Origin of the sequence: Sphingobacterium sp. UBA6320 (genome assembly GCF_002440335.1) — a bacterium.
Lineage (GTDB): Bacteria > Bacteroidota > Bacteroidia > Sphingobacteriales > Sphingobacteriaceae > Sphingobacterium.
Genome location: NZ_DJTA01000031.1, coordinates 87,924 through 111,367, shown reverse-complemented (window position 1 = coordinate 111,367; position 23,444 = coordinate 87,924). Strand labels below are relative to the sequence as shown.

The 23,444-nt window shown below is 36.5% G+C and carries 24 protein-coding genes; 8 read left to right on the top strand and 16 right to left on the bottom strand.

Annotation, left to right across the window (positions count from 1 at the left end):
• The 3 genes from B3P23_RS20410 to B3P23_RS20400 all read right to left on the bottom strand — a co-directional run bounded on the left by B3P23_RS20410 (nucleotide 1) and on the right by B3P23_RS20400 (nucleotide 3,642).
• Nucleotides 1–837, bottom strand: a complete 837-nt coding sequence (locus B3P23_RS20410; RefSeq protein ID WP_293929133.1) for an alpha/beta fold hydrolase — start codon at nucleotides 835–837, stop codon at nucleotides 1–3.
• 1,163 nt (nucleotides 838–2,000) lie between these two features.
• Entirely contained in the window at nucleotides 2,001–2,438 is a 438-nt protein-coding gene (locus B3P23_RS20405; protein ID WP_293929131.1) for a GNAT family N-acetyltransferase, read from the bottom strand.
• The gene (locus tag B3P23_RS20400) at nucleotides 2,431–3,642 is read right to left on the bottom strand and encodes an MFS transporter (protein ID WP_293929130.1); all 1,212 of its coding nucleotides are present in this window, start codon (nucleotides 3,640–3,642) and stop codon (nucleotides 2,431–2,433) included. Before B3P23_RS20400 ends, B3P23_RS20405 begins: the two co-directional genes overlap by 8 nt.
• 122 nt (nucleotides 3,643–3,764) lie before the next feature.
• Between B3P23_RS20400 and B3P23_RS20395 the strand changes: the two genes are divergently transcribed.
• On the top strand, nucleotides 3,765–4,652 hold the full coding sequence (locus B3P23_RS20395) for a LysR family transcriptional regulator (RefSeq protein ID WP_293929129.1): 888 nt from the start codon (nucleotides 3,765–3,767) through the stop codon (nucleotides 4,650–4,652).
• Nucleotides 4,653–4,890: 238 nt separating this feature from the next.
• Here the strand turns inward: B3P23_RS20395 and B3P23_RS20390 are convergent, their stop codons facing one another.
• The 7 genes from B3P23_RS20390 to B3P23_RS20360 are packed head-to-tail and all read right to left on the bottom strand — an operon-like array spanning nucleotide 4,891 to nucleotide 10,248.
• Nucleotides 4,891–5,397 (bottom strand): 4'-phosphopantetheinyl transferase family protein, encoded by a 507-nt coding sequence (locus B3P23_RS20390; RefSeq protein ID WP_293929128.1) that lies wholly within the window; start codon nucleotides 5,395–5,397, stop codon nucleotides 4,891–4,893.
• Complete coding sequence (locus B3P23_RS20385) at nucleotides 5,394–5,648, bottom strand: acyl carrier protein (protein ID WP_293929125.1); 255 nt, start codon at nucleotides 5,646–5,648, stop codon at nucleotides 5,394–5,396. Before B3P23_RS20385 ends, B3P23_RS20390 begins: the two co-directional genes overlap by 4 nt.
• A 4-nt stretch (nucleotides 5,649–5,652) precedes the next feature.
• Entirely contained in the window at nucleotides 5,653–6,924 is a 1,272-nt protein-coding gene (locus B3P23_RS20380; protein ID WP_293929123.1) for a beta-ketoacyl-[acyl-carrier-protein] synthase family protein, read from the bottom strand.
• Nucleotides 6,921–7,355 carry a 3-hydroxyacyl-ACP dehydratase FabZ family protein gene (locus tag B3P23_RS20375; protein ID WP_045756417.1) on the bottom strand — a complete coding sequence of 145 codons (435 nt, stop codon included), beginning with the start codon at nucleotides 7,353–7,355 and terminating at the stop codon, nucleotides 6,921–6,923. Before B3P23_RS20375 ends, B3P23_RS20380 begins: the two co-directional genes overlap by 4 nt.
• 6 nt (nucleotides 7,356–7,361) lie before the next feature.
• Nucleotides 7,362–8,414 carry a type III polyketide synthase gene (locus B3P23_RS20370; protein WP_293929119.1) on the bottom strand — a complete coding sequence of 351 codons (1,053 nt, stop codon included), beginning with the start codon at nucleotides 8,412–8,414 and terminating at the stop codon, nucleotides 7,362–7,364.
• A complete protein-coding gene (locus B3P23_RS20365) occupies nucleotides 8,411–9,124 on the bottom strand; it encodes a methyltransferase domain-containing protein (RefSeq protein WP_293929117.1) in 714 nt (237 codons plus the stop codon). Before B3P23_RS20365 ends, B3P23_RS20370 begins: the two co-directional genes overlap by 4 nt.
• Nucleotides 9,115–10,248 (bottom strand): NAD(P)/FAD-dependent oxidoreductase, encoded by a 1,134-nt coding sequence (locus B3P23_RS20360; protein ID WP_293929115.1) that lies wholly within the window; start codon nucleotides 10,246–10,248, stop codon nucleotides 9,115–9,117. Before B3P23_RS20360 ends, B3P23_RS20365 begins: the two co-directional genes overlap by 10 nt.
• A gap of 357 nt (nucleotides 10,249–10,605) precedes the next feature.
• Between B3P23_RS20360 and B3P23_RS20355 the strand changes: the two genes are divergently transcribed.
• On the top strand, nucleotides 10,606–10,794 hold the full coding sequence (locus tag B3P23_RS20355; protein ID WP_293929113.1) for a DUF4262 domain-containing protein: 189 nt from the start codon (nucleotides 10,606–10,608) through the stop codon (nucleotides 10,792–10,794).
• Between the two features lie 198 nt (nucleotides 10,795–10,992).
• Here B3P23_RS20355 and B3P23_RS20350 read toward each other — a convergent pair whose 3' ends face one another.
• The 6 genes from B3P23_RS20350 to B3P23_RS20325 all read right to left on the bottom strand — a co-directional run bounded on the left by B3P23_RS20350 (nucleotide 10,993) and on the right by B3P23_RS20325 (nucleotide 16,221).
• Complete coding sequence (locus B3P23_RS20350) at nucleotides 10,993–11,697, bottom strand: NUDIX hydrolase (protein WP_045756413.1); 705 nt, start codon at nucleotides 11,695–11,697, stop codon at nucleotides 10,993–10,995.
• A 2-nt stretch (nucleotides 11,698–11,699) separates the two neighbouring features.
• Nucleotides 11,700–12,614 (bottom strand): hypothetical protein, encoded by a 915-nt coding sequence (locus B3P23_RS20345; protein ID WP_094772650.1) that lies wholly within the window; start codon nucleotides 12,612–12,614, stop codon nucleotides 11,700–11,702.
• Between the two features lie 12 nt (nucleotides 12,615–12,626).
• On the bottom strand, nucleotides 12,627–13,409 hold the full coding sequence (gene nadE / locus B3P23_RS20340) for an NAD(+) synthase (RefSeq protein ID WP_293929110.1): 783 nt from the start codon (nucleotides 13,407–13,409) through the stop codon (nucleotides 12,627–12,629).
• A complete protein-coding gene (locus B3P23_RS20335) occupies nucleotides 13,399–14,907 on the bottom strand; it encodes a nicotinate phosphoribosyltransferase (RefSeq protein WP_293929108.1) in 1,509 nt (502 codons plus the stop codon). Before B3P23_RS20335 ends, nadE begins: the two co-directional genes overlap by 11 nt.
• Complete coding sequence (locus B3P23_RS20330; RefSeq protein WP_293929106.1) at nucleotides 14,900–15,709, bottom strand: hypothetical protein; 810 nt, start codon at nucleotides 15,707–15,709, stop codon at nucleotides 14,900–14,902. The genes B3P23_RS20335 and B3P23_RS20330 overlap by 8 nt, the downstream gene beginning before the upstream one ends.
• Before the next feature lie 314 nt (nucleotides 15,710–16,023).
• Nucleotides 16,024–16,221 carry a hypothetical protein gene (locus B3P23_RS20325; protein ID WP_293929104.1) on the bottom strand — a complete coding sequence of 66 codons (198 nt, stop codon included), beginning with the start codon at nucleotides 16,219–16,221 and terminating at the stop codon, nucleotides 16,024–16,026.
• Nucleotides 16,222–16,240: 19 nt separating this feature from the next.
• On the opposite strand from B3P23_RS20325, the gene B3P23_RS20320 reads away from it, so the two are divergent.
• From B3P23_RS20320 to B3P23_RS20295, 6 genes are all read left to right on the top strand, one after another.
• Nucleotides 16,241–16,375: a hypothetical protein gene (locus tag B3P23_RS20320; RefSeq protein ID WP_293929102.1), complete on the top strand. Its 135-nt coding sequence runs from the start codon at nucleotides 16,241–16,243 to the stop codon at nucleotides 16,373–16,375.
• 834 nt (nucleotides 16,376–17,209) lie between these two features.
• Nucleotides 17,210–17,773 (top strand): RNA polymerase sigma-70 factor, encoded by a 564-nt coding sequence (locus B3P23_RS20315; protein WP_293929100.1) that lies wholly within the window; start codon nucleotides 17,210–17,212, stop codon nucleotides 17,771–17,773.
• Between the two features lie 30 nt (nucleotides 17,774–17,803).
• Nucleotides 17,804–18,406, top strand: coding sequence for a hypothetical protein (locus B3P23_RS20310; protein WP_293929098.1), 603 nt, complete (start codon nucleotides 17,804–17,806; stop codon nucleotides 18,404–18,406).
• Between the two features lie 9 nt (nucleotides 18,407–18,415).
• Nucleotides 18,416–19,615, top strand: a complete 1,200-nt coding sequence (locus tag B3P23_RS20305) for a hypothetical protein (protein ID WP_293929096.1) — start codon at nucleotides 18,416–18,418, stop codon at nucleotides 19,613–19,615.
• Between the two features lie 133 nt (nucleotides 19,616–19,748).
• Nucleotides 19,749–22,172, top strand: a complete 2,424-nt coding sequence (locus tag B3P23_RS20300; RefSeq protein ID WP_293929094.1) for a TonB-dependent receptor — start codon at nucleotides 19,749–19,751, stop codon at nucleotides 22,170–22,172.
• Nucleotides 22,173–22,194: 22 nt separating this feature from the next.
• Nucleotides 22,195–23,418: a hypothetical protein gene (locus B3P23_RS20295; protein ID WP_293929092.1), complete on the top strand. Its 1,224-nt coding sequence runs from the start codon at nucleotides 22,195–22,197 to the stop codon at nucleotides 23,416–23,418.
• Nucleotides 23,419–23,444 lie beyond the last annotated feature (26 nt).

Sequence of the window (23,444 nt, the reverse complement as noted above, 5' to 3'; positions counted from 1 at the left end):
TTATTGTATTTCTAATTTTAATTTTTCCATAAACCACTCAGGTTGATCAAACATCACAAAATGAGCAGCGTCTTTTGCATAATAAATTTTAGCAGAGGGCAGATTTTCGTACTGCGATTTATACGTTTTTAGTACGGCATTAATATCTGGATATGTTGCAGCTAAAATTACTACCGGGATTTTAATTTTGGCAATTTCTTTACGTAAATCTACATTTAACATATCGATGTAACCGTATACATAGGTCTTTCTATCTGCCATATTCATCCATTCATTGATTACTTTTTGTTTCTCTTTGTTTAAACAAATGTAAGCAGTGGACTGAGCATTCATTGCACTGAACGCATTTTGATCCATAGCGAGCATCATTTTACTTTGCGGATTGTCATAGGGAATAATTTCTCCTTGGTAATTGGGGATCATTAAAACTGCACTTGCAGGCAAAGCATCGACGATAATTATTTTTTTGAACAAATTAGTTTCTTCTGATGCTAACCACAAGCTTAAAGTTCCTCCCAAACTATGACCAATTAGTGTTGCTTTTTTTAAATTTTTGTTTTTGACATAAGTAATGACTTGGTCTTTTATAGTAGAAAGCCATGGGAATTCAATTGGAGGGATATCGCCAAATCCTGCAAAAGTAAAAATATGACATTCATAATTTTTTGAAAGTTCTGCTACAGTTTCATTCCACACTTCTCCTGCGCAACCAAAACCAGGAAATAATAAAATAGGTGCGCCTTTTCCTCTTATATGTACTTTAAAAGCAGTTTGGGAAAATACCGATTTTGAAGTAAGCAGCATAAAGACCATAATTAAAATAAATTTTGTTCTCATAATGTTTAATTTTTTTAAAGTTTATCTTTTGATGCACTACTACATGAATTGTTACCTCAAAACACGATTTTTTTTTTAATACATTACGATGTCTCTATGTTTCGCTTAAACGGAATAATAAATACACTAAAATGGTTACAAAATACACCTTAACAACATCTACCATACACGCCATACCTATCCAACTTTATGGACTTGGTTCAATATAAAGCACAGAGCATCAATAGAATTCTACGAGATTTACTGCCATATACTATGTTAATCTGGTTTTAGGGACATTTTGGCATACTGGGGATTACTCTCAGTGAGAGACATTCAAATTCCTGCACGACCTTGCCTTACATGAGATGAGCAATTCACACCAAAAAGGTTTTTATGGAAGCACCTTTGACCTATGATCAACCTAAAAGTGAACAGATGCAAAAGGTGCTAATAGCATTGTGAGAACCAAAATAAGGGGTATTTGTTTATTTTTTTAGATCGATTGCACTACTTCGTTCAATTCAAAACGTGATTTTGGCAGAACTCTTATTCCCTTACTCCATTCTATTGCTGAGTGGGGAAATGAAGCTGCAAAAACGAATAAGAGAATAACCATGGTGGAATATGAGTAGCCATAAAAATTAGAAACTTCAAAATCGCAGATTGCGCTGGTATACCATTCTATGCAGAATGGCTTTATATGTTTATGGTACAATCTATTTGATTTCTTTCAGCTTTTTAATCTCATCAATGATAACCCGGTACAGTCAGCAATTTATTCTAGTGGTAAACCCATATTTTTAAATTTCAAGCTGTCTCAATGGCTTTTTTAAACCCCGATCATGTTCAATACTATATATTGTTAAATTTGAATACCAGTGCGAAAATAAAACTAAATATTTAATTACGATACATAAAGCGACCTTGAAAAATAGTTGTCCGACTACATCTATGATGAGGAAATACAGGTTTTGGCAATCAAGGAAAACCCACTTAAAATTATTGTTGGTTATAACGTGAAAACCCACTAAATATTACAAGTAGTACACTTTACTATAATGGACAGTTGATCTACAAGCTATGCTTGATCTATTACGCCTACCTTATCTTAAGATTTTCTCAAAGGCTTTTCTTGGACTTCCTCTGAATGTTACTTCACCACAATAGTGATAGCACATTTTTTACAATATCCAAAGCATACCCCTATTATCAAAATTAGTATCAACCTTTACACTATAAATATTGTGTTTAAGCGCAAAATCTTCGATATACTGTAAAATGCTCTGAGCCAATCCTTGACCAAGATACTTTTCAGATATTGCAACTCTGTGGTAAACCACAAAATCACCATTAGTCAACCAAGATCCCTTTATGTTCGAATACTCTGGTTCATCATTTATCAAAATAGCACAATAACCAATGATGATATCTTCATCAACCAGCACGTAACCAAAACTGTTCTTAATATCATTTTCAACAATGGATTGATTAGGATAGCCATCTTGCCATTGTGTACTCCCATCGTCTTTTCGTCTCTTGATCGCTTTTTCTAAAATTTTCCAAATTTGAAAAGCATCTTCTTCTGTAGCTTGTCTAAAAATATATTTCATATTATTCATGGATAGAAATTAATTTGTACTGTTCTATTGCTTGTTTGATTAATGCAATTAAAAAAATATTGACGATTGCCATAAAACTGATTACACATAAGAAAATTACCATACCAAATTGCTGAATAAGATATCCTCCAAGAAAAGGAGCTGTTGCTTGTGCTAGTAAGGGCAACATTGCAAGTCTTCCAAGAATCAAGGCATAATTGTCACTACCATAAATAGACAATGGCAATGTTCCTCTCAAAACTGAACGCATCCCATTTCCTATTCCAAAAACAACTACTCCAGGTATTGCAAGTGTGGGGGACACAAAAATCAATATCATACCCAAAAAAATGATTATGGTAGAAATAAAGGACATTTCAATAGCGCTCCTTTTTCCAATGATCAACTCAATAACTCGTGCCATGGCTTGGCTTGGTCCTAAAAAAGATATTGCGATTAAAACCATTGACATCTCGGTCTTGCCATGTAGTAATATTTGGATTAAGTGTATGATAACGCTGGTGGTTATGACCGAGCCAAGAGTAAAATTTGCTGATAATAAATAATACAATTTTGAACGGAAGGGCTCGACTGCGGATTGCAAGGTCCCATCTTTTGATGTGCTTTTGTTTCCTTCTTTATTTTTGAAAACATGCATATGAATCGGGAATATAGTAATAATCAACAATATGGCATATGTATAGCAGGTATATCTCCATCCAAAACTATCCAAAATATAGCTGGTAAATAACCAAGAAACGGAAGGTGCTAAACTGGATATCAGAGTGATCCAAACGATTGACTTTGCTGCGTTAAGGCTGTATCTTTTACCAATTGCAGCAAACAATGCATCATATAGCCCCATTGCCATTGCTATACCGATAATCACCCAACCTGATGCAAACATCAGAAAATTACTTGAACTGCCGATGATGATTAAACCTACCGCCATCACTAACCCCGAAAAACGTAATACAGCATGACGATCAGTATGCTGTATAGTCCTACCCACTGAAGGTAACAGTAAACCTGAAACCAAAAGGGCAAGTGAGAGGCAACCATAAACTTGCTGATAAGACCAGCTCATTTCGGCTATAATGTCCTTTGCTAAGACAGACAGTAAAAAATAAGATCCACCCCAAAGTACGATTTGCGCGATGCCTAAATTCATAACTTTAAAAAAGTTTAACTTTCCACTTTCGATAGACTGAGATGCTGATTTCATATGACAAATCTCCGCTCTTTTTTCAAATCGGCAAAACGTTTTTATTCGATAGCATCGATCGATTTTTTCGATGGATTAATGATACTTTTTATACCTTTGGACGAGCAAATCATAAAAGTAAAATGGAACTTAGACAACTTAAATATTTTCTCAAAGCACAAGAATTACTGAGTTTTACTGAAGCAGCAAAGCACTTAAATATCAGCCAGAGTACATTATCACAGCAGATCAAACAACTGGAGACGGAACTGGATGTCTCTCTTTTTAACCGTATTGGTAAGCAGATAACGCTAACAGAACCTGGTAGATTATTTACTGAATATGCCAAACAGAGTGTCAGAAAAGCAGAAGATGGAAAGTTAATGCTCCAGGATTTGAAAAAGATAAGAGTTGGTACTATAACCATAGGCGTTGCTTATGGTCTTAAGGATTTCTTTGTAGAGACTTTAATAAAGTTTTCAGAGCTATTTCCTCAAATAAAAATTAAAGTGATCTATGAGCCCTCCCACAGTCTGTATGAGAAGCTTCAACAAGCTCAGGTAGATTTTGTCCTGGCTCTTCATGAAACCGAAATAGTGCCCTATTTTATTTATAAAAATTTATTCAGCTGTCCAATGGTACTGGCAGCTTTAGCAGGTACAGAAGTATCCTGTAAAACGAGTATTTCCTTGGAAGAGATTTGTAAACTTCCTTTAGTTATTGCAACAATGGGGTATGATATGACTCATACCGTTCACAGGGCTTTTTCAGCAAAAGGTTTAAGTCCAAAATTTACGATTGAAGTCAATGATATACCCACAGCCATTAGACTCGTCAACTCAGGAAATTGGTACAGTATCTTCATCAAAACAAGTGTTTTGGGGACTACTTTGGCTTCTGTTGCTATTCGGGATGATGGTTTGATGAGATATGCAAAGATCATTTCATTAAAAGGTACTTATGAAACGGAATCTGTCAAAGAATTTAAAAAAATGTTAACGATATCTGCTAAAACTTTAAAACTATCATGAGGTATGCACAATCCCAAGGAAAACCTGCTTAAACACTAGCTGGTTTGGCCTATAAAAAATCTGGTATTTTTCATGTTTGTCAGTAGATATAGCCATATATCCATATCTGTCTATAACTACAGAAGACTTTTAAATTTTCCTTACCATTTTTGGAGCAATAGGAATGGCTATTTTTGGCAGACAGACCTTACATGAAGAAAATATTTCACCTACCGAGACATTTAAAACGATACTCAAATTATTTTGTTTCAATGGTCACTGTTTTTTCAAAACGACCATGATTGCTAACTGATGCCTCTTTATATTGATTTAAACTTGAAATACCTACCCAAGGTATTCGGTATATATCTTTTAGAATATCTTTTTTCTCTATTTCAACTACTAGATCAAGATCTTCTAAGAAATTAACAGCAATGGTATGTATAAAATCATCGGCTAATATCGTTCTTGTATGGTAGATATTCCCCATATAAAACACTTGACCAGTTGCACCTTTATCGCTACATGTCAACATTTTACATAATAGTTTTTGAGGGATGAATTCTCGTTTTTTTGTCTGTCTATTTAGGATTTTGTAAGCTGCTTCTTTCATGCTCCACATTAACCATACTATAATTTCTGGATCGGAACTATTGGCAATTAAGCACTGTTCTTCTTGTGTAAATAATTTTTCCAGAAACCCTTTTCTTTGCCAGTTACTTTCTTGACGGGATTGCTGCAAATCTATTACATCATTACCAATCATTTTTTAGCCAGTTTAGTTTCGATAATTTCAACTGCTGTCCTAACATCTAGCATAAGTTCCATATCGGTATTATCGATGACCACATCAAAAATTTGTTCAATATCAAGTACAATATCTACCAGATTTGCAGAGTTGATGTTAAGATCATTGATGAAATCGGTGTCCTCTGTAAGATTTTCATATGCTTCATTATTGGTGGTATAAGGTTTTATAATTTCCTTTACCTTTTCTATTAGTTGTTCTTTACTCATAAGCTTAAATTTTAAATTTTTTAAATATTATACAGGCGTTTACATCACCAAAGCCAAAGCTAGCCTTAGCCATTATATTTAAATTGATGTTGAGGGTTTTTGATGGTATTTTTGATTTATCAATCCGTGTAGCTATTTCGGGATGTAAGTCATCGCAATTCGCATTTCCAAATAAAAACCCATGATGCAGTTGCAGGACTGTTGCCACACTTTCAATGCTTCCTGCGGCACTGAGACAGTGACCTGTCAAACTTTTTAGCGAATTAATATAGGGAAAATTATCTTGGTCGCGTTCCAATGCTTTTGTCCAGTTTTCTATTTCAAGGCTATCTTTAGCTGTTGCTGTGAGATGACCATTTATAGCATCAATATCACTTGCCGATATCTCAGCGTTCTTGAGAGCATCGATAATGCATCGTTGAACCGCAATACTGTTGGGGGCAGTCATACTGCCATTGCCACGCTGTCCGCCAGAGTTTACATTTCCGCCGATAATTTCTGCATAGATATTTGCGCCCCGTTTTAGTGCGCTTTCCAAGTCCTCAACAATTAATGCACCTGCACCAGATGCAGGTACAAATCCTGATGCTGTTGCACTCATAGGACGCGAGCCTTCTTCAGGATGTTCATTATATCTAGAACTGCATACTCTTAATGCATCAAACCCTGCCCAGATGTAAGGGCCACTATCTGAAGTGCTACCTGCCAACATGCGTTTTGCTTTTCCTGATCTGATACGGTCGTAAGCCATTATGATCGCTTCGGTTCCAGTTGCACATGCTGAAGAATTGGTGGTTACCTGGTTTCCAAGTCCTAATTTTCCTCCTAGATATGCACTAATACCACTATTCATGGTTTGTGCTACAACACTGCTGCCGAGCTTACGTATCTGTAAATTATCTATTTTATAGATACTTTCGCGGAATTTATCAATACCCGATGTTCCTGATCCAAATATAGTTCCGCTGTCCCAATCAGGGTCATGATTATTTTCTACTGGAAGTCCTGCATCTTTCCAAGCTTCTAATCCTGCAATGACACCATATAGTATGCCGCTACTGTTAAAGCCGCGAAGTTCAAGATCGGTAAAATATTCTGACTTTATTTCATCCGTAATCTGGGGTTTTCCCACTATCTGACAGGAAAACTGCAGTTGTCGTAATTCATCATCGTGACGTATTCCAGAAAGACCATTTTTAATAGCATGGATAAAGGCCGGTATGCCAACTCCATTTGGAGCAACGATCCCTAATCCTGTTATGACAACTCTATTCATAGTTCAGGGATTAATATTCCTGCAAGTGTACCTCTACAAACTTCTTGTTCAGCTTCATTTTTCATCATAATGTTGCACTTCAGTTTGCCGAATCTAAAATATACTTTTTGAGAAATTACAGTAACTTTTTCTCTAGGATATACAGGTTTTAGAAACTGCATATCGGCAGAAGTAAATGCGATTTGAGTGTTTTTAAGTTCATTGTTAAGAAGATAAATGCCGAGACATACCAGACCGATCTGCGCCATCGTTTCTGTTAGAATTACTCCAGGAGTAACAGGTTTTTCTTTAAAGTGCCCTTTATAGAAATCCAGATTTTCATCGAAAGTATAGGTGCCAATACTTCCATTTTCATCAACGTGAAGCAACTCGTCTACAAATAAAAATGGTTTACTATAGGGTAATTGTGCTATAATATCTGTTACGTTCATTGTATATTACCATTTTAATAGAAGCCCTTGTGCTGTAAATCCCGGACCAAAACTTAACATCAATCCCAAGTCTCCAGGAAGGGGATTATTATCCATAGTGAGCTCTAGGACATAAAGAACAGTTGCACTTGACATATTGCCATATTGCAATAGTATTTCTTTTGTGTTGTCAATATTTTTACCCCATTCTGAGAATAATTTTTCGACCGTCATTACGATTTTTTTTCCTCCTGGATGAAATATCATATGGTCTATATCTTTCATTTCTAGATTATTTTTCTTAAGAAATGGATGTATAATAGCACCAAAATGTTGTGCTATAGTATCTGGAACTTCACTGCCAAGAATCATTTGTAAACCACTATTGGTAAGTTTAAATCCCATGATGTGCTCTGTATTAAAGAAGTGATACATCTGTTCATCAAGTATGGAGGGCCCTAAATCTTCTTCGTAAGAAGAGAGTAGACAGCAAGCCGCCCCATCACCAAAAATAGCAGCACTCACGATATTAGACATTGAAAAATCATCAAGTTGAAATGTGGCTGTAGGAGCTTCGATAGCTATTACTGCAGCACGTTTCTTAGGATTGCCTTTGAGGAAGTTTTTGGCATACAACAAACCTGATACTCCCGCCACACAGCCCATTTCTGTAACTGGCAACCTGACGATATCCTGCTTGAGTTTCAATTTATTTATAAGATATGCATCTAACGATGGGATGATAATACCCGTGCAACTTACCGTTATAATATAGTCCAAGGTGCTTGGATCCCATCCAGCTTTGTTAAGTGCTTTGTCAAGGACTTGTTCACCCAAGATAATGACTTCTCGACTGTAAATATCATTTTTTTCTTCGAAAGAAGTTGCTGTAAATACTTCAACAGGATCCATAATTGAATACCGTATATTTACTGCTGCACCCTCAAATATTTTTTTTACTTTTTTTATAAAACGTGTTTCTTGTCCATAAAGCCAAGTATCTAGCATTGGAAGTATTTCAGCTGTATCGCTTGAATATTTCGGTAGTTGTTTTGCAACAGTTACTATCTTTACGTTCATATTTTAGGTATTATCCATTGGTAGCGGAAAGCCCATTTCCATTGGATGGTATAATTTTTTAAATTTAGTTTTTTTGCAAAACTCTGCAGTTCATCTCTTTTAAATCCTCTTAGTATAGATATACATCCATCTTCTTGCAGCATCTTGTTTAATATAAAAATAAAACAGACCATTTGGTAAAGTCTATAAGCCAGTTTACTGCGCTGTAAATCGTTTACAACTATTCCTACAGAGGCATTACGATTAAAGATAGTGATTAAATCTATTATTTTTTCATTAGTAAAATGATGAATAGTTAAGGTGCAAAGCGCAATATCGTATTTTAGGGTATTAAACTCCTCGTCAAAAATATCCAGACATATATAGTCGATATTATCGTAATCTTTTGATAATTTGCGAGCGTAATTTATCGTATATTCATTCGCATCTATTCCGATCATTTTAAAATTAATATGGTACTTATTACCATATTTGGCCAGCATCCGCAACATATCACCGTTACCGCAGCCTATATCTGCAATGATGATCGGTTTGGACCTGTCCACGTGTGTTAATAATTGATTTACACCGTCAAGTGTAATAGTATTCCCACCGAGGAACTGATTGATCCGTGCGATTTTATCCAATGCTTCGCGCAATTCTTCGCCCTGAAGTGAAAAATCATCCATTAATTCGGTCTGTTCTGTTCTGTCATTGGTATTTATGCCCATTTGATTGTTATTGGTTTACCGTGAGTTTGCTTAATTATCTTGGGGAGAACAGAGGGGAACATCGTTGCGATATGGATCAATAGTGTTGTGATGGCTTGATGCTGCAGTGCTTTAGCTAAAAGGTTGCCGATTAACAATCTCTTTCCGAAATTTTGTTTCCATTGTCGTGTGAATTCCTTTTCTAATAGTTTTCGTGTAGGGATTTTACCTGTGTAATAATCTAGTATCAGTTCTGACGAAATTTTGGCGCTGTGCATAGCCATGGCCATGCCATTGCCACAAAGCGGATGAATAAGACCTGCAGCATCACCTATCATCAATATATGGTTTTCAATGATCGGCTTTCTATCAAATGAGATCTGGCTTATGGTAATTGGTTTATCAAAAAGTACTGTGCTTTTTTCAAAAAAAGATTTGATATGTCTATTTTTATAAAGCACATTTTGTTCAAATTCTGCTATGTTTCTGTATTTTTTGAACGATTTTAAATCTGCTAGATAGCACATATTTATGGTATTGTTTTCAACTTTTGTAATACCACAATACCCACCCTTAAAGTTATGTAGTGCTACTACATCATTTGGAAAATCTCCAGTATAATGCCCCTTTACCGCTAGCCACGGAGCTGTTTTACTTATAAAATTGCGCTCCAGTACTTGATCCATGTTTGAGCGTTTCCCATATGCACCCAATACGATTTCTGTTATTAAGATTTGATTTTCGGTTACAACTGTAAATCTATCTACTTTAAAAGTCACAGCTGTTACTGTTGCTTTGATTACAGTGCATCCCATTGCTATTGCTTTTAGATATAGGAAATTATCCAGCGAATAGCGACTGACACCAAGTCCTCCTAATGATAAGTGTGCATTTGCAATTTTACCATTTTGATGACTAAATTTAAGTTTGTTAATAATTGTTGGATGTAATTGTAAAATGTCTAAACCCAGCCAATCTAAGTAAGGTAATACTTCGCTGGAGAGATATTCACCACAAACTTTATGTCGGGGGTAGGTATACTTTTCAATTAATGTAACTTTTAATCCTTTTTTTGACAAATGTAATGCAGCTGTCAAGCCTGCTAGGCCACCACCAATAATAATTACATCAGGATTTTTATTCATATATCAATATAATAGGAATATCATAAATTTAAAGTTGTCAATTAAGCTTGTACGTAAAAAGTAATTTGAGATTCAGTCACAAAAACATATTGCTGATTTTCCGTTATTTTATCAGCGGATTTTATTTCAATTAATTTGATGGTTATGATTTATCATAACTTTATTTCTATCAACGAAAACGATCTATTTTAAGGATTACGAATCTTCGTCAATAAGAGTGTTTTTTTTTAAATAACAATTCACATGACAACAATCTGCATCTTATCAACAATTTGGAGATGATTTTGTTTGAACTAAAAAATCGTTTACATCCGTAGATATATAATATCTTTAGGGATAGGTAAGGCTAAGTCTACAGTGTTAGATAAAATAAATATAGCCGAATATTCTGGTGCTGATATAAATTATTATCAGGATAAAAAATTTGATGTGCTTCTATTGGTCTGGACAGACCAAAATGCAAAATTTCCCTGGGAGGATAATTTTGAAGAAAAATATCGATCCATACAGGCTTTGCTTGACAGGAATGCTGACTTTAAATTTTAAGAGCCTAAGCATTTAACAACGTTTACAACGAGACTATGGATTGAAGACACTGAGCCTATCTGACATGTGGTTCATGACCATAATGGTGATTGGCAGTCACAAGGAATTTATTTCAATATCTCCCTAATGATTCAATTATATGTTCAAAATAAACAACATGAAATAGTTCTCCATAATTTTTAAAAAGCTATACAAGTATTAAAGCTCAAAATAGAATCCTGATTCTTTGAGAGCTTCGTATTTGTTACGATCAAAGCTATAAATCTTAGCTGCTCGAGCATGTCGATCTGGTTGCTTTTCACTATGATCAATCAGCAGGTTCATACTTAAAATCTTCTTTCGAAAATTACCCCGATCGACAGCTCTTTGCAAAATGGTCTCGTACAGCTTATGGAGATCGGGCAATGTGAATTGCTCCGGCAATAATTCAAATCCTATGGGCTGATAACGGATCTTTCCTTTCAAACGCTCAATGGCAACGGATAGAATCTGATCGTGATCAAATGCTAATGCATAGGCTTCTTCTAAACTGAACCATTTTGCTTCTTCAATATCATGTCCTGCCTCAATAAGATAATCTGTAGACTTGACCAAGGCATAATAGGCAATGCTGATAACCCGAAAACGAGGATCTCGATCAATATCTGAAAAAGTATACAGCTGCTCCAAATAGAGATCTTCTAATCCTGCTTCTTCTGCCAGTTTGCGACGGGCACATTCATCGGCGGTCTCCATTTCTAAAATAAATCCTCCGGGAAATGCCCATTTACCTAAAAATGGCTCGATGCCACGCTTGGTGAGCAACACTTTGAGTTCTCCTTTATCAAATCCGAAGATGACACAGTCTACGGTGACTGCTGGTCTTGGATATTCATAACTAAATGTTGGTTTCGTGCTGCTCATAACTATAAAATGATGTCAGTTGATTTACGAATGTGGATACCATATCGCTCCTGAAGTACTTCAAACTGTTGCCTTGTACTCTCTTCATATCCAGCTATAGGTGACATACAGTCTTCCAGTAAAGTAATGCGTGAGGTGATCTCCCTATGGTCAGCAAAGTGCTCTAAAATCTGGGTAACAGAAGCCAATACGCAATGACTGGAAGCCTGACCTGCCATATAGATGGCATCAAACTGACTCACGGCATTGAGCACTTCATAGTTGATATAGTGATCAGGATCGTATTCGGCTTTGATGATACCATACATCTCGGTGTAGGGGTTTTGTCCCTTATAAATCAATTGTGGTGGTGAGCTACGGGCTGCCGCATGAAAGTAAAGCATTTTGGTAAACTGACTCTCGAGCTTTGCTCCTGCTGTTCCTTCTAAACAATGATATGGCCATATACAAAGCTTTTTCTTGTGATCATTTTCCAAATTCTTCAGATATTCTAAAGAGCGTTCGTTGCCCCCATGGGCTGCAGACCAGACACCCTGAATAACATCATCGTAAGTAATGATGGTAAATGGTTCGGGATGATTACCCTCATGATCTACCCACCAGACAGGATGAAAAATCTGCATCATGGAGTGGCAGTCCAGACTACAGATAACCTGAGTCAATGATCCTATATTACGATACATCCATTGTGTGAGGCGCTGTACATCTGCTCTGGAACCCTGAACAGCAAGACTCCCAATACCTTCCATAAAATCGTTCTGCACGTCGATAGCCAATAGCAGATTGCGTTTCTGATCCTGCGATGCGGGTTTGATATTTTCGGATTGGCCAAGGGTTAGCATATTATTTATGTCTTCTATACTTTCGTAAGAAGCGATATGGTTGACATCGATAATGTGTTGATAGGTGGTATTCATAATACTAAAATATTAATCATTAAAAATTGGAACTGCGGCAAACTTATGAGCGGATAGGGCTATACGTTGATTAATTAATCTATCGATACTTTCATCTCCGGATGTCCCTGTTAATATAAATGCATCTATTTGGGCGTATGTCATACCTAGCTCATCCTCGTCGGTCTGCCCTTCCCAAAGCCCTGCTGATGGTTTCTTGTCAATAATAGAATCGGGTACCCCGAGATATGCGGCTAAAGTATATACTTCTTGTTTAGTGAGCATGCCCAATGGATTAAGGTCTGCTGCACCGTCGCCCCATTTGGTAAAATAACCTACTGTACGCTCGGCCATATTACCTGTACCGATCACAAATCGACTACCCAGCTGTGCTAACTGATAGAGGTAGGTCATTCGGACACGTGGACGTATATTGGCTTGGCTCAGGGCTTGATTGACAGTTCCAGCTTGTGCCAAGAAAGTCACATTAGTAATGGTCAGGGCAGCTACTGCTGGCTGGATATCAAAAGTATGATGTGCAAAATTGAACTTTTGAATCAGTTCTAATGCATGCTGTGAACTTCTGCTACTGGTCATATCATTGCCATAGGGCATCATGACCAAATGTGTATCGACTTTAGCCAAATAGCAAAGGCAGGCGACAACGCTACAGTCTATCCCGCCGCTCATACCCAGCACTACTCCTTTACGTTTGGCCGTAGTGACCTGTTGCGCAATCCATGTTGCAATTTTAGTTGCATAATGTGCGACATTGTCATCATTGATAACGAATGGCTTCTGTAGTTTAGTTTCCATATACGCGATTTGATTCTAGTTTTAATAAATTTCTGATATCTTCAAATGTATTGGTGAAAACGAATTCACCGTCAATATAAAAATCTTTCAAGAGGTTTCGATGCTTTAATGCTGTTACTGTCTCTGGGGTTAGATCATCAATCAACCGATAATCCTGGTCTTCAAATACCACTGCTACGATACCTTTTTGTGATTTTTTGAAGTTTCCGGTATCGGTCGCTGGACGTTTTTGAATGGCTTTAAAGTGTCCGTCTACTTCTTCTGCTGTTCCTTTTAATGCGAAACCGAATGTATCACGTGTCACATACTGGTAGGTGTACGACCCAATTCCTAAAGCAGTATTGGTGGAAGCAAAACCTTTTTCCATCAGTCCACTGCAGATCTTTTCTGCACGATCGACAGTAATGGAATCACCATAAACTACACCAATATGTGGATCTAGCTCTTTGTAACCTTTTGCATTGACGGTACCGCCAAAGATTTCAAACAACCGTTCAACAATTCCTTTTTGAACGGTGTCACGGTCAGAATCCTGATCCCCGCAGATAATATGAATAGGATCTCCACTGTCTGGACGAATCACCACTTTTCCATCTCGGGAGAGGATCAGCTCTTTCAGCTGTGGCAGAACTTGGTCTACGACATTCCAAAGGTCATAGGTATCGGATACTATTGAAATATTACCACTTGGGTATACTTCGGTGATCAGATGGCGAAATGCTTCAAGTTCGTGCTCGCCATATGAACACATTACACTATGCTCCGTAGATGGTGTATACATCATAATATCATTGCCTGCTGCATAATACGATTTGAGATAGTCTCGCACAGAAAGGGTAGCAGATACCGAAAAGCTTAATAGATGTCCTCCTGATGTACGATACGCGGTCTCTGGAGAACCCATTCCCCTCATAGAGAAATCACCTGCTTGGGTCTGCACTTTTTGAACATCTCCAGTTTTCTCGGCATAGCTGTTCAACAATCTTTTGTAACGATCTGCAATGGTAGCTGCTGTCATGGGTGACCAGATATAGGCTGAAAGCTGGGTCTCTAAATAACCGGGTAACCAAAAGAAGTCAGGATGTGTATTTTCGATTGTAAACATGGGTACACCTATCGGAACTAAACTTCCCTCTTTTATAGCTTTGAGTTTAATGGGCAGATAACCTAGTTGATGCAGTGCGCTGATGTGAGATGAGCTGTGAGTGGATGCAAAATGAGCATTGGTATGTGCAAAAACATGCTGGATAGCTTCTTCGTATTCGGCCACTACTACCTCTAATGGCTGACTGAAAAAATACTGATCAAAGGCATGGGTCATTTCTGCTAATGCTCCCTGTAATCCGAAAAATACAACATGGCTAATACCAGCTATACGTGACATGCGGGGTGTCCAAGTTTCATATACCCAATTGGTCTTGGCAGGATATTGATCTTTGTGACATAACTTGTAACCGTCTGTCCAAAGGATAGGATTTTTGCTGATCGGATTAAACATAGTTTTCTAGATTAATGGTGATGTACTCTATTTTGGAATGCGTTTCACGCATCATTGATGTGCTAGTGTAGACTTTATTTATAGGTGAATCTTGATTAAGCAATTTACCTGATAATACACGTGGTTCACAGTGCGTAACGAGAAGATATACTTCACTAGCACCCATTTGTTTTAGGATCTGTCCTGCCCAGAGGAAGGTTCCGCCTGCCGAACAAAGATCATCTACGATAATGCACTTCGCCCCTTGGGGTATATCTCCCCGTTTAAGAAGCATATTTTCAATACGTCCGGTCTGTGGATGACGTGTCTTGTCAAATATGCAACTTTTAGCATACCCCGCATTTTCATACCGTGCAGCTGCTCCTTTGTCCGGAAAAACAATTCGGTCTTGATCTGTAAACTGCATCTGATCCATAATCATTGGTAACCAATCAAGTGCTGGGTAGATGGCCTCGCTATTGTGCAATAGTTCAATGGTTTTGGCCGAGTGCGGTTCAATAACATAAACCTTTTCAAAGTTAAGGTCGTTGATAAACGCACAGATATACTGAAGGGTGAACAGATCACCATCAATCTTACGGTCCATACGGCTATAAGGCATATAGTTGATCACGAGCTTACAGTTAACCTGATCCTGATCAAGCCTTTTCTTAACAAAAAGAAGTTTAATCAGATCACCGTCCTCTTGGTAAGTGAATTCAAGCAAATTACCTTCTAAGATATAAGAATCAAAATCTTTGATTTTGGTTTCCTTGTTGGGAAACTGTTCTGTGATTATAGTGTGGTTGTTAAGTACAATCATAACTCTTTTGTATTTGTTGAGTATATTTTACTCAACAAATATGGGCATTATTTTTTATTTACACAATTTTTCTGAGTATTTTTTACTCAATAAAAAAAATCACTAACATACATCATTGATAAGCAACATATTAATCTGAAATTAGTAAATAAGTATTAAACAAAAAAGCCATATCTCACGATTTAGCTTATACTAAACATATGAGTAGACAGTAAGTTGCTTATATGATTTAATTGATAGAGATACTTTCCAGTTACCACCATCATTGACTAAAGCAATGAGATCTATTTTGGTAAATTCGTCAAACTCTATGGTTAATTGGCGATTATATTATCAGCTGTTGTCTGTACGAGGGCGGTATTTGTTTTAAATTTAACTGCTCCCCTTTTTTGCTTTTTCAATAAACAGATAACTTCTAGACGGCTGTTAGTCTTATCGTTCAATGCATGTACTTTTTGGTTGAAGTCGGATGTAAACAGTTGCTCTACTCCTACCAACTGCCACACGGTCATCACAGCAACTTAACGATCTATGGCTAGATCTGATGCGGATAAGTTTACTGTTCCATTCTTGGAGTTGTCTCCTGATGGTTTACCTACTACAATAGTGCATATTGAAACTGTGATCAAGGCTGTTACAGTAAGTGTTTTTGCTAAGTGTTCATAATATCTTTATTTTATGATTGTGCTAGTTTTTCTGTTCCTAATGACATGAGCCCTTCATCCTTCAACTCAAACCCTGCTACCTGCTTTGCAGCAATTATTGATTCAAAAGTAGGGTGTATATATCGTCTATACACTATGGCAATTAGAATTACACAAAAAAATCAGTGAATGAAGGAATAAAATATGTAAAATTATTTAAACTTTTTTGAACTATTTTAGCTAGCGGGTGTTCTAATTGTACAAAGCGATCACAAACATACTTTCAGCAAGAAAGGGTAAAATGATAAAATGACGTCGTACAGTAAATAAATCCGATTGCGTCAAAACCAGTTGGATGACGAAACAAAAAAGAGGAAACGATTAGAAACAAAGAAACTACTGTACTGTTATACGTTGAGATAAAGGGTCTAATGAAAATTAGGCCCTTTTGATGTTTAAAAATGACTACTATTTGCAAATTATTTTCAACTATAGATATTTGGCAATTATCTGTGTATAACTAAGTGTGAAGTATTGATTTATAAAGCATATTAAGTCGTAGCAAAGCTTTAAACAAGGGATTTATTAGAATTATGGTGGTATACACTGCTTGATGGAATTTTTGAAAAAATAATACTCATAAGGCAATTTTCAGTTATGATTTACATAGTCGATTCAATTGGTCGTAGAATACTTTCAGAAATTGATATCCTTAAGAACTATTTCAATTATTTTCTATAAACAGATTAATAACTCAATCCTTTGGGTGAATAAACAGTATCGTGATAAGCAGAATTTGCATCTTATAAAGCTTTCTATTTGTAATAAGTCTAAATAGAACGTATATTTGAATGCTTTGAAAACCTCCATACATAAAATAGCGATCAGCAAAAAACAATTTGAAGAGTTTTTCCAATTATATTGGAAGAGAATGTATTCGTTTGCGCTCAAAAGCGTTGGGGACGAAGATGATGCCAAAGAAATTGTTCAAGAGGTCTTTAAATCACTTTGGGAAAGAAGGCAATACCTGCAATTGCAAGATGCACAACACTATCTTTTGCGTTCGGTAAAATTAAAATCGCTAGAATTTCTAAGAAATAAAGGCAACAAGGAGCGGCATCATGAATTGATCTCAAATAGTAAAACAGAATTGTACGAAGATCATAACATTGATTACAAAGAACTAAAAAATCACGTGGATGATGCGGTTGATTCATTGCCAAGACAATGCAAAAATGTCTATAAACTAAGTCGCGAAGAAGGACTGACCAATAAAGAAATAGCAACAAACTTATTAATTTCAGAAAGAGCAGTCGAATATCATATCAGCAAAGCATTAGCTGCTATTAAGTTCAGACTTAAAAAGTATTGCAATATCAATATTGCTAGATTTCTATTAATTTCTTTTTTGTACTTTTGAATGTACTCGGATTAATCGGATTAATAAGAAATGAAAATCAACCCACATATACTAAAAAAATATGCTTCAGGTAAATGTACTGAGGCTGACAAGCATTTAGTCGAAAAATGGTTGAGTAATAATTCCTGGGATAGTATCGGGGAAAGCAGTGATGTAAACGAAGATATCGGATCTACCATATGGGATAAGATCACAGCAGAAGGTGCCGAAACCCGGAAAATAAATTGGCGTAAAATTTGTGCAGCAGCGGCTGTCATTTTTATCCTCGGTTTTTCTATTTTATATTTTTCCCATCCTATTTTGGATAATCACACTTTTACAAATAGATCGGCTGAAAATAGTAAGCTCTTTACGGAAGATCACTACGATGTTCAGTTAAGTAAAAATAGTATTGCTAACATTGATCTAGTCAATAAAAAACTTATCTTCTCTGGAGACTTTATCTTAAAACCCAAGAGAGATTTCGAGCTTTTGGATAGTAATCATAATATGTTGGTGTTTAAAGCAGGAAGAGAGTATTTCGTATCCGATTCTCCTGATTTTGGAAAAATAGTTGCATTTCAAAAAAGTGATCTGGCTTTTTTACCGTCCAATATGCAAATTAAAATCAGAGAACAGTTTCAAAACATTTAATAGACAACCATGAAGCGATTTTTAGTGTTGTTTTCCCTTGTAACTTTCATTTTCTCGTGTAAACAAGTTCCTGAAAAAAATATAGATCCCAATTTTGTTTTTTGCCTATTCAACAAAGATGAAAGCCCAACGAGCTTTTTGTTCTCTGAAAATTTAGATGACAGCAAAAGACCTACTTTTCAAATTCCACTGTCTACCTCACGGATACAAGAGAGAGAATATATTTATAAAAACGGTTTCTTTTATCGGTTATCAAGTCGAACGAGTGTATTTACAAAACAGCAATTGCAAGGTTCATCCTTAATTATTATCGACAGCCTACCGCTTCGGAACAGTGATTTTGAAACCATAGCATGGAAAGATAGTACCAATCTAATCGCCGTTTGCAGGGAAGATCTCGCGGAGAAAATATCCCAAGCGCGCATTTATCAAATCGATGTTGCCACTATGAAAATCATCAAGGAAGATACAATTGTCTTACCTTTTGCTACAGAAGAATACAAGGCACTACACATCGGTCTTGTCGATATTGAGAATGACAATCTATGGTTAGCCTACTCCTTTTTTAAACCTACTGGAAAATACGGCCATACAACCTCCGATACAACCTATTACGCAAACATAAAATATGAAAGCTTTAAACTTGTAAATATTCAGAAAGAAACACGTTCAACTTATCCTGGAGGCTTCAATATCATACAATCCTATAGTTTTAAAGACGAACATGGTGATTATTATTTTATGACTAACCCTGGTATAGCATTAGGAAATAACCCCAAGTTACCAACAGCTATCTTTAGAAAGAAAAAGGGGCAACAGCTAGTCGACCAAGACTATATGATCAATATTTCTAAAACAATTGGAAATCACGCTTATGGAATATGGTATGTCGGCAATGGAAAAGCTATTATCCGTAATGAACAAAAGAAACTGTATACCGATTTCTCTAATTTTCATGCTGTTTATCAGTTTGAATATAGGTTAGTCGATTTAAAATCAGGTTCTATTGAAAAAATCCCTCTTCCGTTGGATAAAGGCACACAGAAAGAAAATGTCTGGACGGACAAAAAATACGTGTATATAACCATAGACGATTCAAATGACGAACATCGTGTTTGGAAATACAACCTCCAGACGAAAGAAATTTCCAAAGGTCTCAAACTTCCCAATTCAACAAACTTTACCGTCCGCATGGATTATTTGAAGTAATTACCCATTATTTTGTTAAAATAACAAAACTCATAATCAACCATTTGTATATTTTTTTAAAAAATATACAATATCAACATTCGGTAATTGATAAGTATAGGCAACCCTCTTATATATACTTAATCTAAATAAAATGTTGAAGTCAACATCTACTTTTGTACTGTTATTCATTTTTACTGTATCTATACAGGCACAGACCTCCAAAAAGAATGCTATTTCAGGTTTTGTCAAAGATAACTTTGGAAAACCGATCGCAGGAGCATCCATACTTCTTAAAGATCAACGCACAGGTACCTCCTCAGATGTAGACGGATATTATAAATTACACACAACTGTATCCAATGATGCTATAATACGCGTAACCGCTGTTGGATATAGCCCCGAAGAGAGAGCAATACGAGACTTGTTTATTCAGGACTTTCAGCTCAAGCAAGATCAGAATTATATAGATGAAGTCACTGTATCTGCACGTGGAAAAACTGAAAATGAGCATCAAGTAGCAGCAATAAAGCGTTCAGGATTCAATGTAAGCGTCATTGATATGAATAAGCATGCCAATGAAGCCGCCAATTTAACCCAAGTACTGAAAAGAGCCACGGGGGTTACGATACGTGAAGATGGTGGATTGGGCTCCAATTTTATTTTTCGGATCAATGGACTAGATGCAAAAATTTATATCGATGGTGTTCCTATGGAGAACTTTGGCACATCCATGTCTTTAAATAATATCCCTGTCAATCTTATAGACCGTGTTGAAGTCTATAAGGGTGTTGTACCTGCATTTTTAGGTTCTGATGCCCTAGGCGGTGCAGTCAATATTATTACCAAACGTCGCGCAAGACCCTATTTGGACCTCAGTTATTCGCTTGGCTCATTCCATACCCATCAAGCCGCACTAGTGGGTACATTTACCAATCCCAAAAACAAACTATCACTCCGGATGAATGCATTTTACAATCATTCTGACAATGATTATAACATGTATACAGAAGAAAAGTATCATGTTATTTTAGAAAAGACTGTCGACAATAAGTTTGTTCCCGTGCCCAAAGTCAAGCGATTTAACGATGCTTACACTTCTGCGATGGGACAATTAGAGGTTGGTTTTAGAGAGGTATCATGGGCTGATCAATTCTATGCAGGGTTAACATATTCGCAAAATCATAAAGAAAATCAACTTGGAGCTTCCATAAATAAGGTGTTTGGTGGAGCTTGGTCTGAGAGCAATTACCTGATGCCGACTCTAAGTTACAAAAAGAGCAATTTCATTGTAAACCGTCTTTACGCCGACGTTTTCACAAGTTATAGTTACGACACTCGATATGTAAGAGATACCGCATTGTACAATTACGACTGGTCTGGAAGTTGGATATCTAATCAAATCGGTACAACGCCCAACCCGCAGAAAGATACAAAGTATAACTTATCGAACTACTTAGCGCGGGTCAATTTAAACTACGATTTTGATGAAGCTCGTAATCAAAGTTTAAACTTCAACTATAACTTTAACAGCAACAACCAAAAAGAATATGATAGAATAGGAAACTATGACCGATCTGGATTACCATCCTATTTGGGAAGACATATTCTAGGATTATCATGGCAAAACCAATGGCTTGATAAACGCTTATCAAATGTTTTAGCGGTAAAATATTATCAATTAGATGCATCCAAAGATATTGATGAACGAAAATTTGATGCTAATAACGAGTTGTTAAGTGGAGACATCATTCATCAAAAAAAACGAGGCAACTACTACAGTATGAGCATTGCCTCAAGATATAGAATCACGAAAGATGGTGGATGGAAGCTGTCGTATGAAAGAGCATACAACTTACCATCCATGACGGGCCTTTTTGGCGATGGCCAAAATATTACGTCCAATTGGGATTTAAAACCTGAACGCAGCGATAATATCAACATCGGATTTTACTACAATACTTTCATCAACCAGGATCATTTTATCAATGTAGATGTAACGGGTTTCTACAGATTAGCAGATCATTATATTAACACCCGCGCCGTTACACAGAATGGAAACGACTATTTCCAATATTACAACGTTGCAGGAGTCAAGCTATATGGCTTCGAAGCTGAAGTGAAATATGGATTTAAGGATCTTTTTGCTATTACGCTAAATGGCTCTTACGATAAAGCCATCGACAATGCAAAATACACAGACGATTCCGGCAATCAACAGGTCAGCCTAAATTATGGCCACCAACTTGCCAATCGACCATGGATCTATGGAAATGCAGATGTAAGCCTTATCCAGAATAACTGGTTTCAAAAAGGAAGCACAATACAATTATCCTATTTACATCAATACTCCCACTGGTTTTACTTAACAGAAGCATATCTCGGTTCTCTTGAATCCAAAGCTCATATTCCGTCTCAAAATATTCATTCCGCAGTACTTAGCTATGCTTGGGACCGTAATAAATACAATGTATCCTTTGAAGCGAGAAACCTGACAGATGAAAGAGCATACGACAATTTTCGCCTCCAAAGGCCTGGACGTGCATTTTACGTCAAGCTGAGATTATCAATCATGTAAAAACAATAAATACATATTTTTTATGAACATCAACAAATTCGCCATCGCAATATTCGCTGCGACAGTATTATTTTCTTCTTGCAAGAAATCATCTGACCCCACCAACCCAGAGAATCCAACACCTGCTTCAACTAGTTTATATAGTGTATGGGTGACGACCGCATCAGGCTCTTCCTACCTGCTCACTGCAGACAATTTGATGAAAGATACGCTATTGACTCCCAACAACAATCAAGGAATCGATATTACGTCTCACCTTCCCGCATCTTTTTATGCTATTTACGCCTATGCCTATGAAGGGAAATACTATATATCTAATGATGGCACAAGGTTTAGTCAATTTGAAATCCTAAATAACAAATCCTGGAGAGAGACCAATAACTATGCCTTCCCTGGAAATTTTTATTTAGGAAAAGTCCTAAAAGATATCAGTACAAAAGATGAAATGGTCATGACTAAGACCGCTGGTGTTACCAATAAAGAGAAAAATGTATTGGAACAACCGATCTACTTTATGAACATCAACAACATGACGATCAATAAGACAGTTGGTGTCGAAATACCAATGATCAAATTTAATCCTAAAACTCCTGATGTAAAAGATCATAATCCCTATATCGTACCGACAAGCTTCACGCAAAGAGGTGACAAATTATTTGTTGGTCACAAATATAGAAGTAATGAGACACGTCAGGATATCATCGATACAGCATATATGTATGTTTGCGATTATCCAAGTCTGGCTAATGGTAAAATTATAAAAGATGGACGCGGTGGCTTTACCGCTGGGCACTGGGAGGTCCAAACACTGTCTTTCACAGATGATAATAACGACCTGTATATCGTAACTAAAAAAACCAATGCGGCGACCTATTCTCTTTTACGTATTAAATCGGGCGAGACAGCCTTCGATCCAACTTATTTCTTCGATTTAAAAGATTACAACGTATTCAAAAACAATACTGCACAGGTACAAAAATTAGGAAACGGTAAAGTTTATATCAGTCCATACGTTATAGATCCTTCCAACAAAAAAGTTATTGCGGATCTAAGAATTCTAGTTGGTGGCGGTGAATCAAAAACAACAATGAATTTTATGGAAAATGGTAAACTGTACGATGTATTCAAAACTGATGAATCAAAATGGTTTGTATATGAATACGATCCGGCTAATAATTCCGTAAAACGTGGCGCCGAGATCGACCCGGGAATTACACAAGTTTATCACCTGAATAAACTTAAATAAAATTAAACAACTTTTAAGAAATACCG

Bases quoted from the DNA above. Each gene is read 5' to 3' on its own strand.
- B3P23_RS20410 (WP_293929133.1), bottom strand. From the start codon at position 837: ATGAGAACAAAATTTATTTTAATTATGGTCTTTATGCTGCTTACTTCA.
- B3P23_RS20405 (WP_293929131.1), bottom strand. From the start codon at position 2,438: ATGAATAATATGAAATATATTTTTAGACAAGCTACAGAAGAAGATGCT.
- B3P23_RS20400 (WP_293929130.1), bottom strand. From the start codon at position 3,642: ATGAAATCAGCATCTCAGTCTATCGAAAGTGGAAAGTTAAACTTTTTT.
- B3P23_RS20395 (WP_293929129.1), top strand. From the start codon at position 3,765: ATGGAACTTAGACAACTTAAATATTTTCTCAAAGCACAAGAATTACTG.
- B3P23_RS20390 (WP_293929128.1), bottom strand. From the start codon at position 5,397: ATGATTGGTAATGATGTAATAGATTTGCAGCAATCCCGTCAAGAAAGT.
- B3P23_RS20385 (WP_293929125.1), bottom strand. From the start codon at position 5,648: ATGAGTAAAGAACAACTAATAGAAAAGGTAAAGGAAATTATAAAACCT.
- B3P23_RS20380 (WP_293929123.1), bottom strand. From the start codon at position 6,924: ATGAATAGAGTTGTCATAACAGGATTAGGGATCGTTGCTCCAAATGGA.
- B3P23_RS20375 (WP_045756417.1), bottom strand. From the start codon at position 7,355: ATGAACGTAACAGATATTATAGCACAATTACCCTATAGTAAACCATTT.
- B3P23_RS20370 (WP_293929119.1), bottom strand. From the start codon at position 8,414: ATGAACGTAAAGATAGTAACTGTTGCAAAACAACTACCGAAATATTCA.
- B3P23_RS20365 (WP_293929117.1), bottom strand. From the start codon at position 9,124: ATGGGCATAAATACCAATGACAGAACAGAACAGACCGAATTAATGGAT.
- B3P23_RS20360 (WP_293929115.1), bottom strand. From the start codon at position 10,248: ATGAATAAAAATCCTGATGTAATTATTATTGGTGGTGGCCTAGCAGGC.
- B3P23_RS20350 (WP_045756413.1), bottom strand. From the start codon at position 11,697: ATGAGCAGCACGAAACCAACATTTAGTTATGAATATCCAAGACCAGCA.
- B3P23_RS20345 (WP_094772650.1), bottom strand. From the start codon at position 12,614: ATGAATACCACCTATCAACACATTATCGATGTCAACCATATCGCTTCT.
- nadE (WP_293929110.1), bottom strand. From the start codon at position 13,409: ATGGAAACTAAACTACAGAAGCCATTCGTTATCAATGATGACAATGTC.
- B3P23_RS20335 (WP_293929108.1), bottom strand. From the start codon at position 14,907: ATGTTTAATCCGATCAGCAAAAATCCTATCCTTTGGACAGACGGTTAC.
- B3P23_RS20330 (WP_293929106.1), bottom strand. From the start codon at position 15,709: ATGATTGTACTTAACAACCACACTATAATCACAGAACAGTTTCCCAAC.
- B3P23_RS20325 (WP_293929104.1), bottom strand. From the start codon at position 16,221: ATGACCGTGTGGCAGTTGGTAGGAGTAGAGCAACTGTTTACATCCGAC.
- B3P23_RS20320 (WP_293929102.1), top strand. From the start codon at position 16,241: ATGGCTAGATCTGATGCGGATAAGTTTACTGTTCCATTCTTGGAGTTG.
- B3P23_RS20310 (WP_293929098.1), top strand. From the start codon at position 17,804: ATGAAAATCAACCCACATATACTAAAAAAATATGCTTCAGGTAAATGT.
- B3P23_RS20305 (WP_293929096.1), top strand. From the start codon at position 18,416: ATGAAGCGATTTTTAGTGTTGTTTTCCCTTGTAACTTTCATTTTCTCG.
- B3P23_RS20300 (WP_293929094.1), top strand. From the start codon at position 19,749: ATGTTGAAGTCAACATCTACTTTTGTACTGTTATTCATTTTTACTGTA.
- B3P23_RS20295 (WP_293929092.1), top strand. From the start codon at position 22,195: ATGAACATCAACAAATTCGCCATCGCAATATTCGCTGCGACAGTATTA.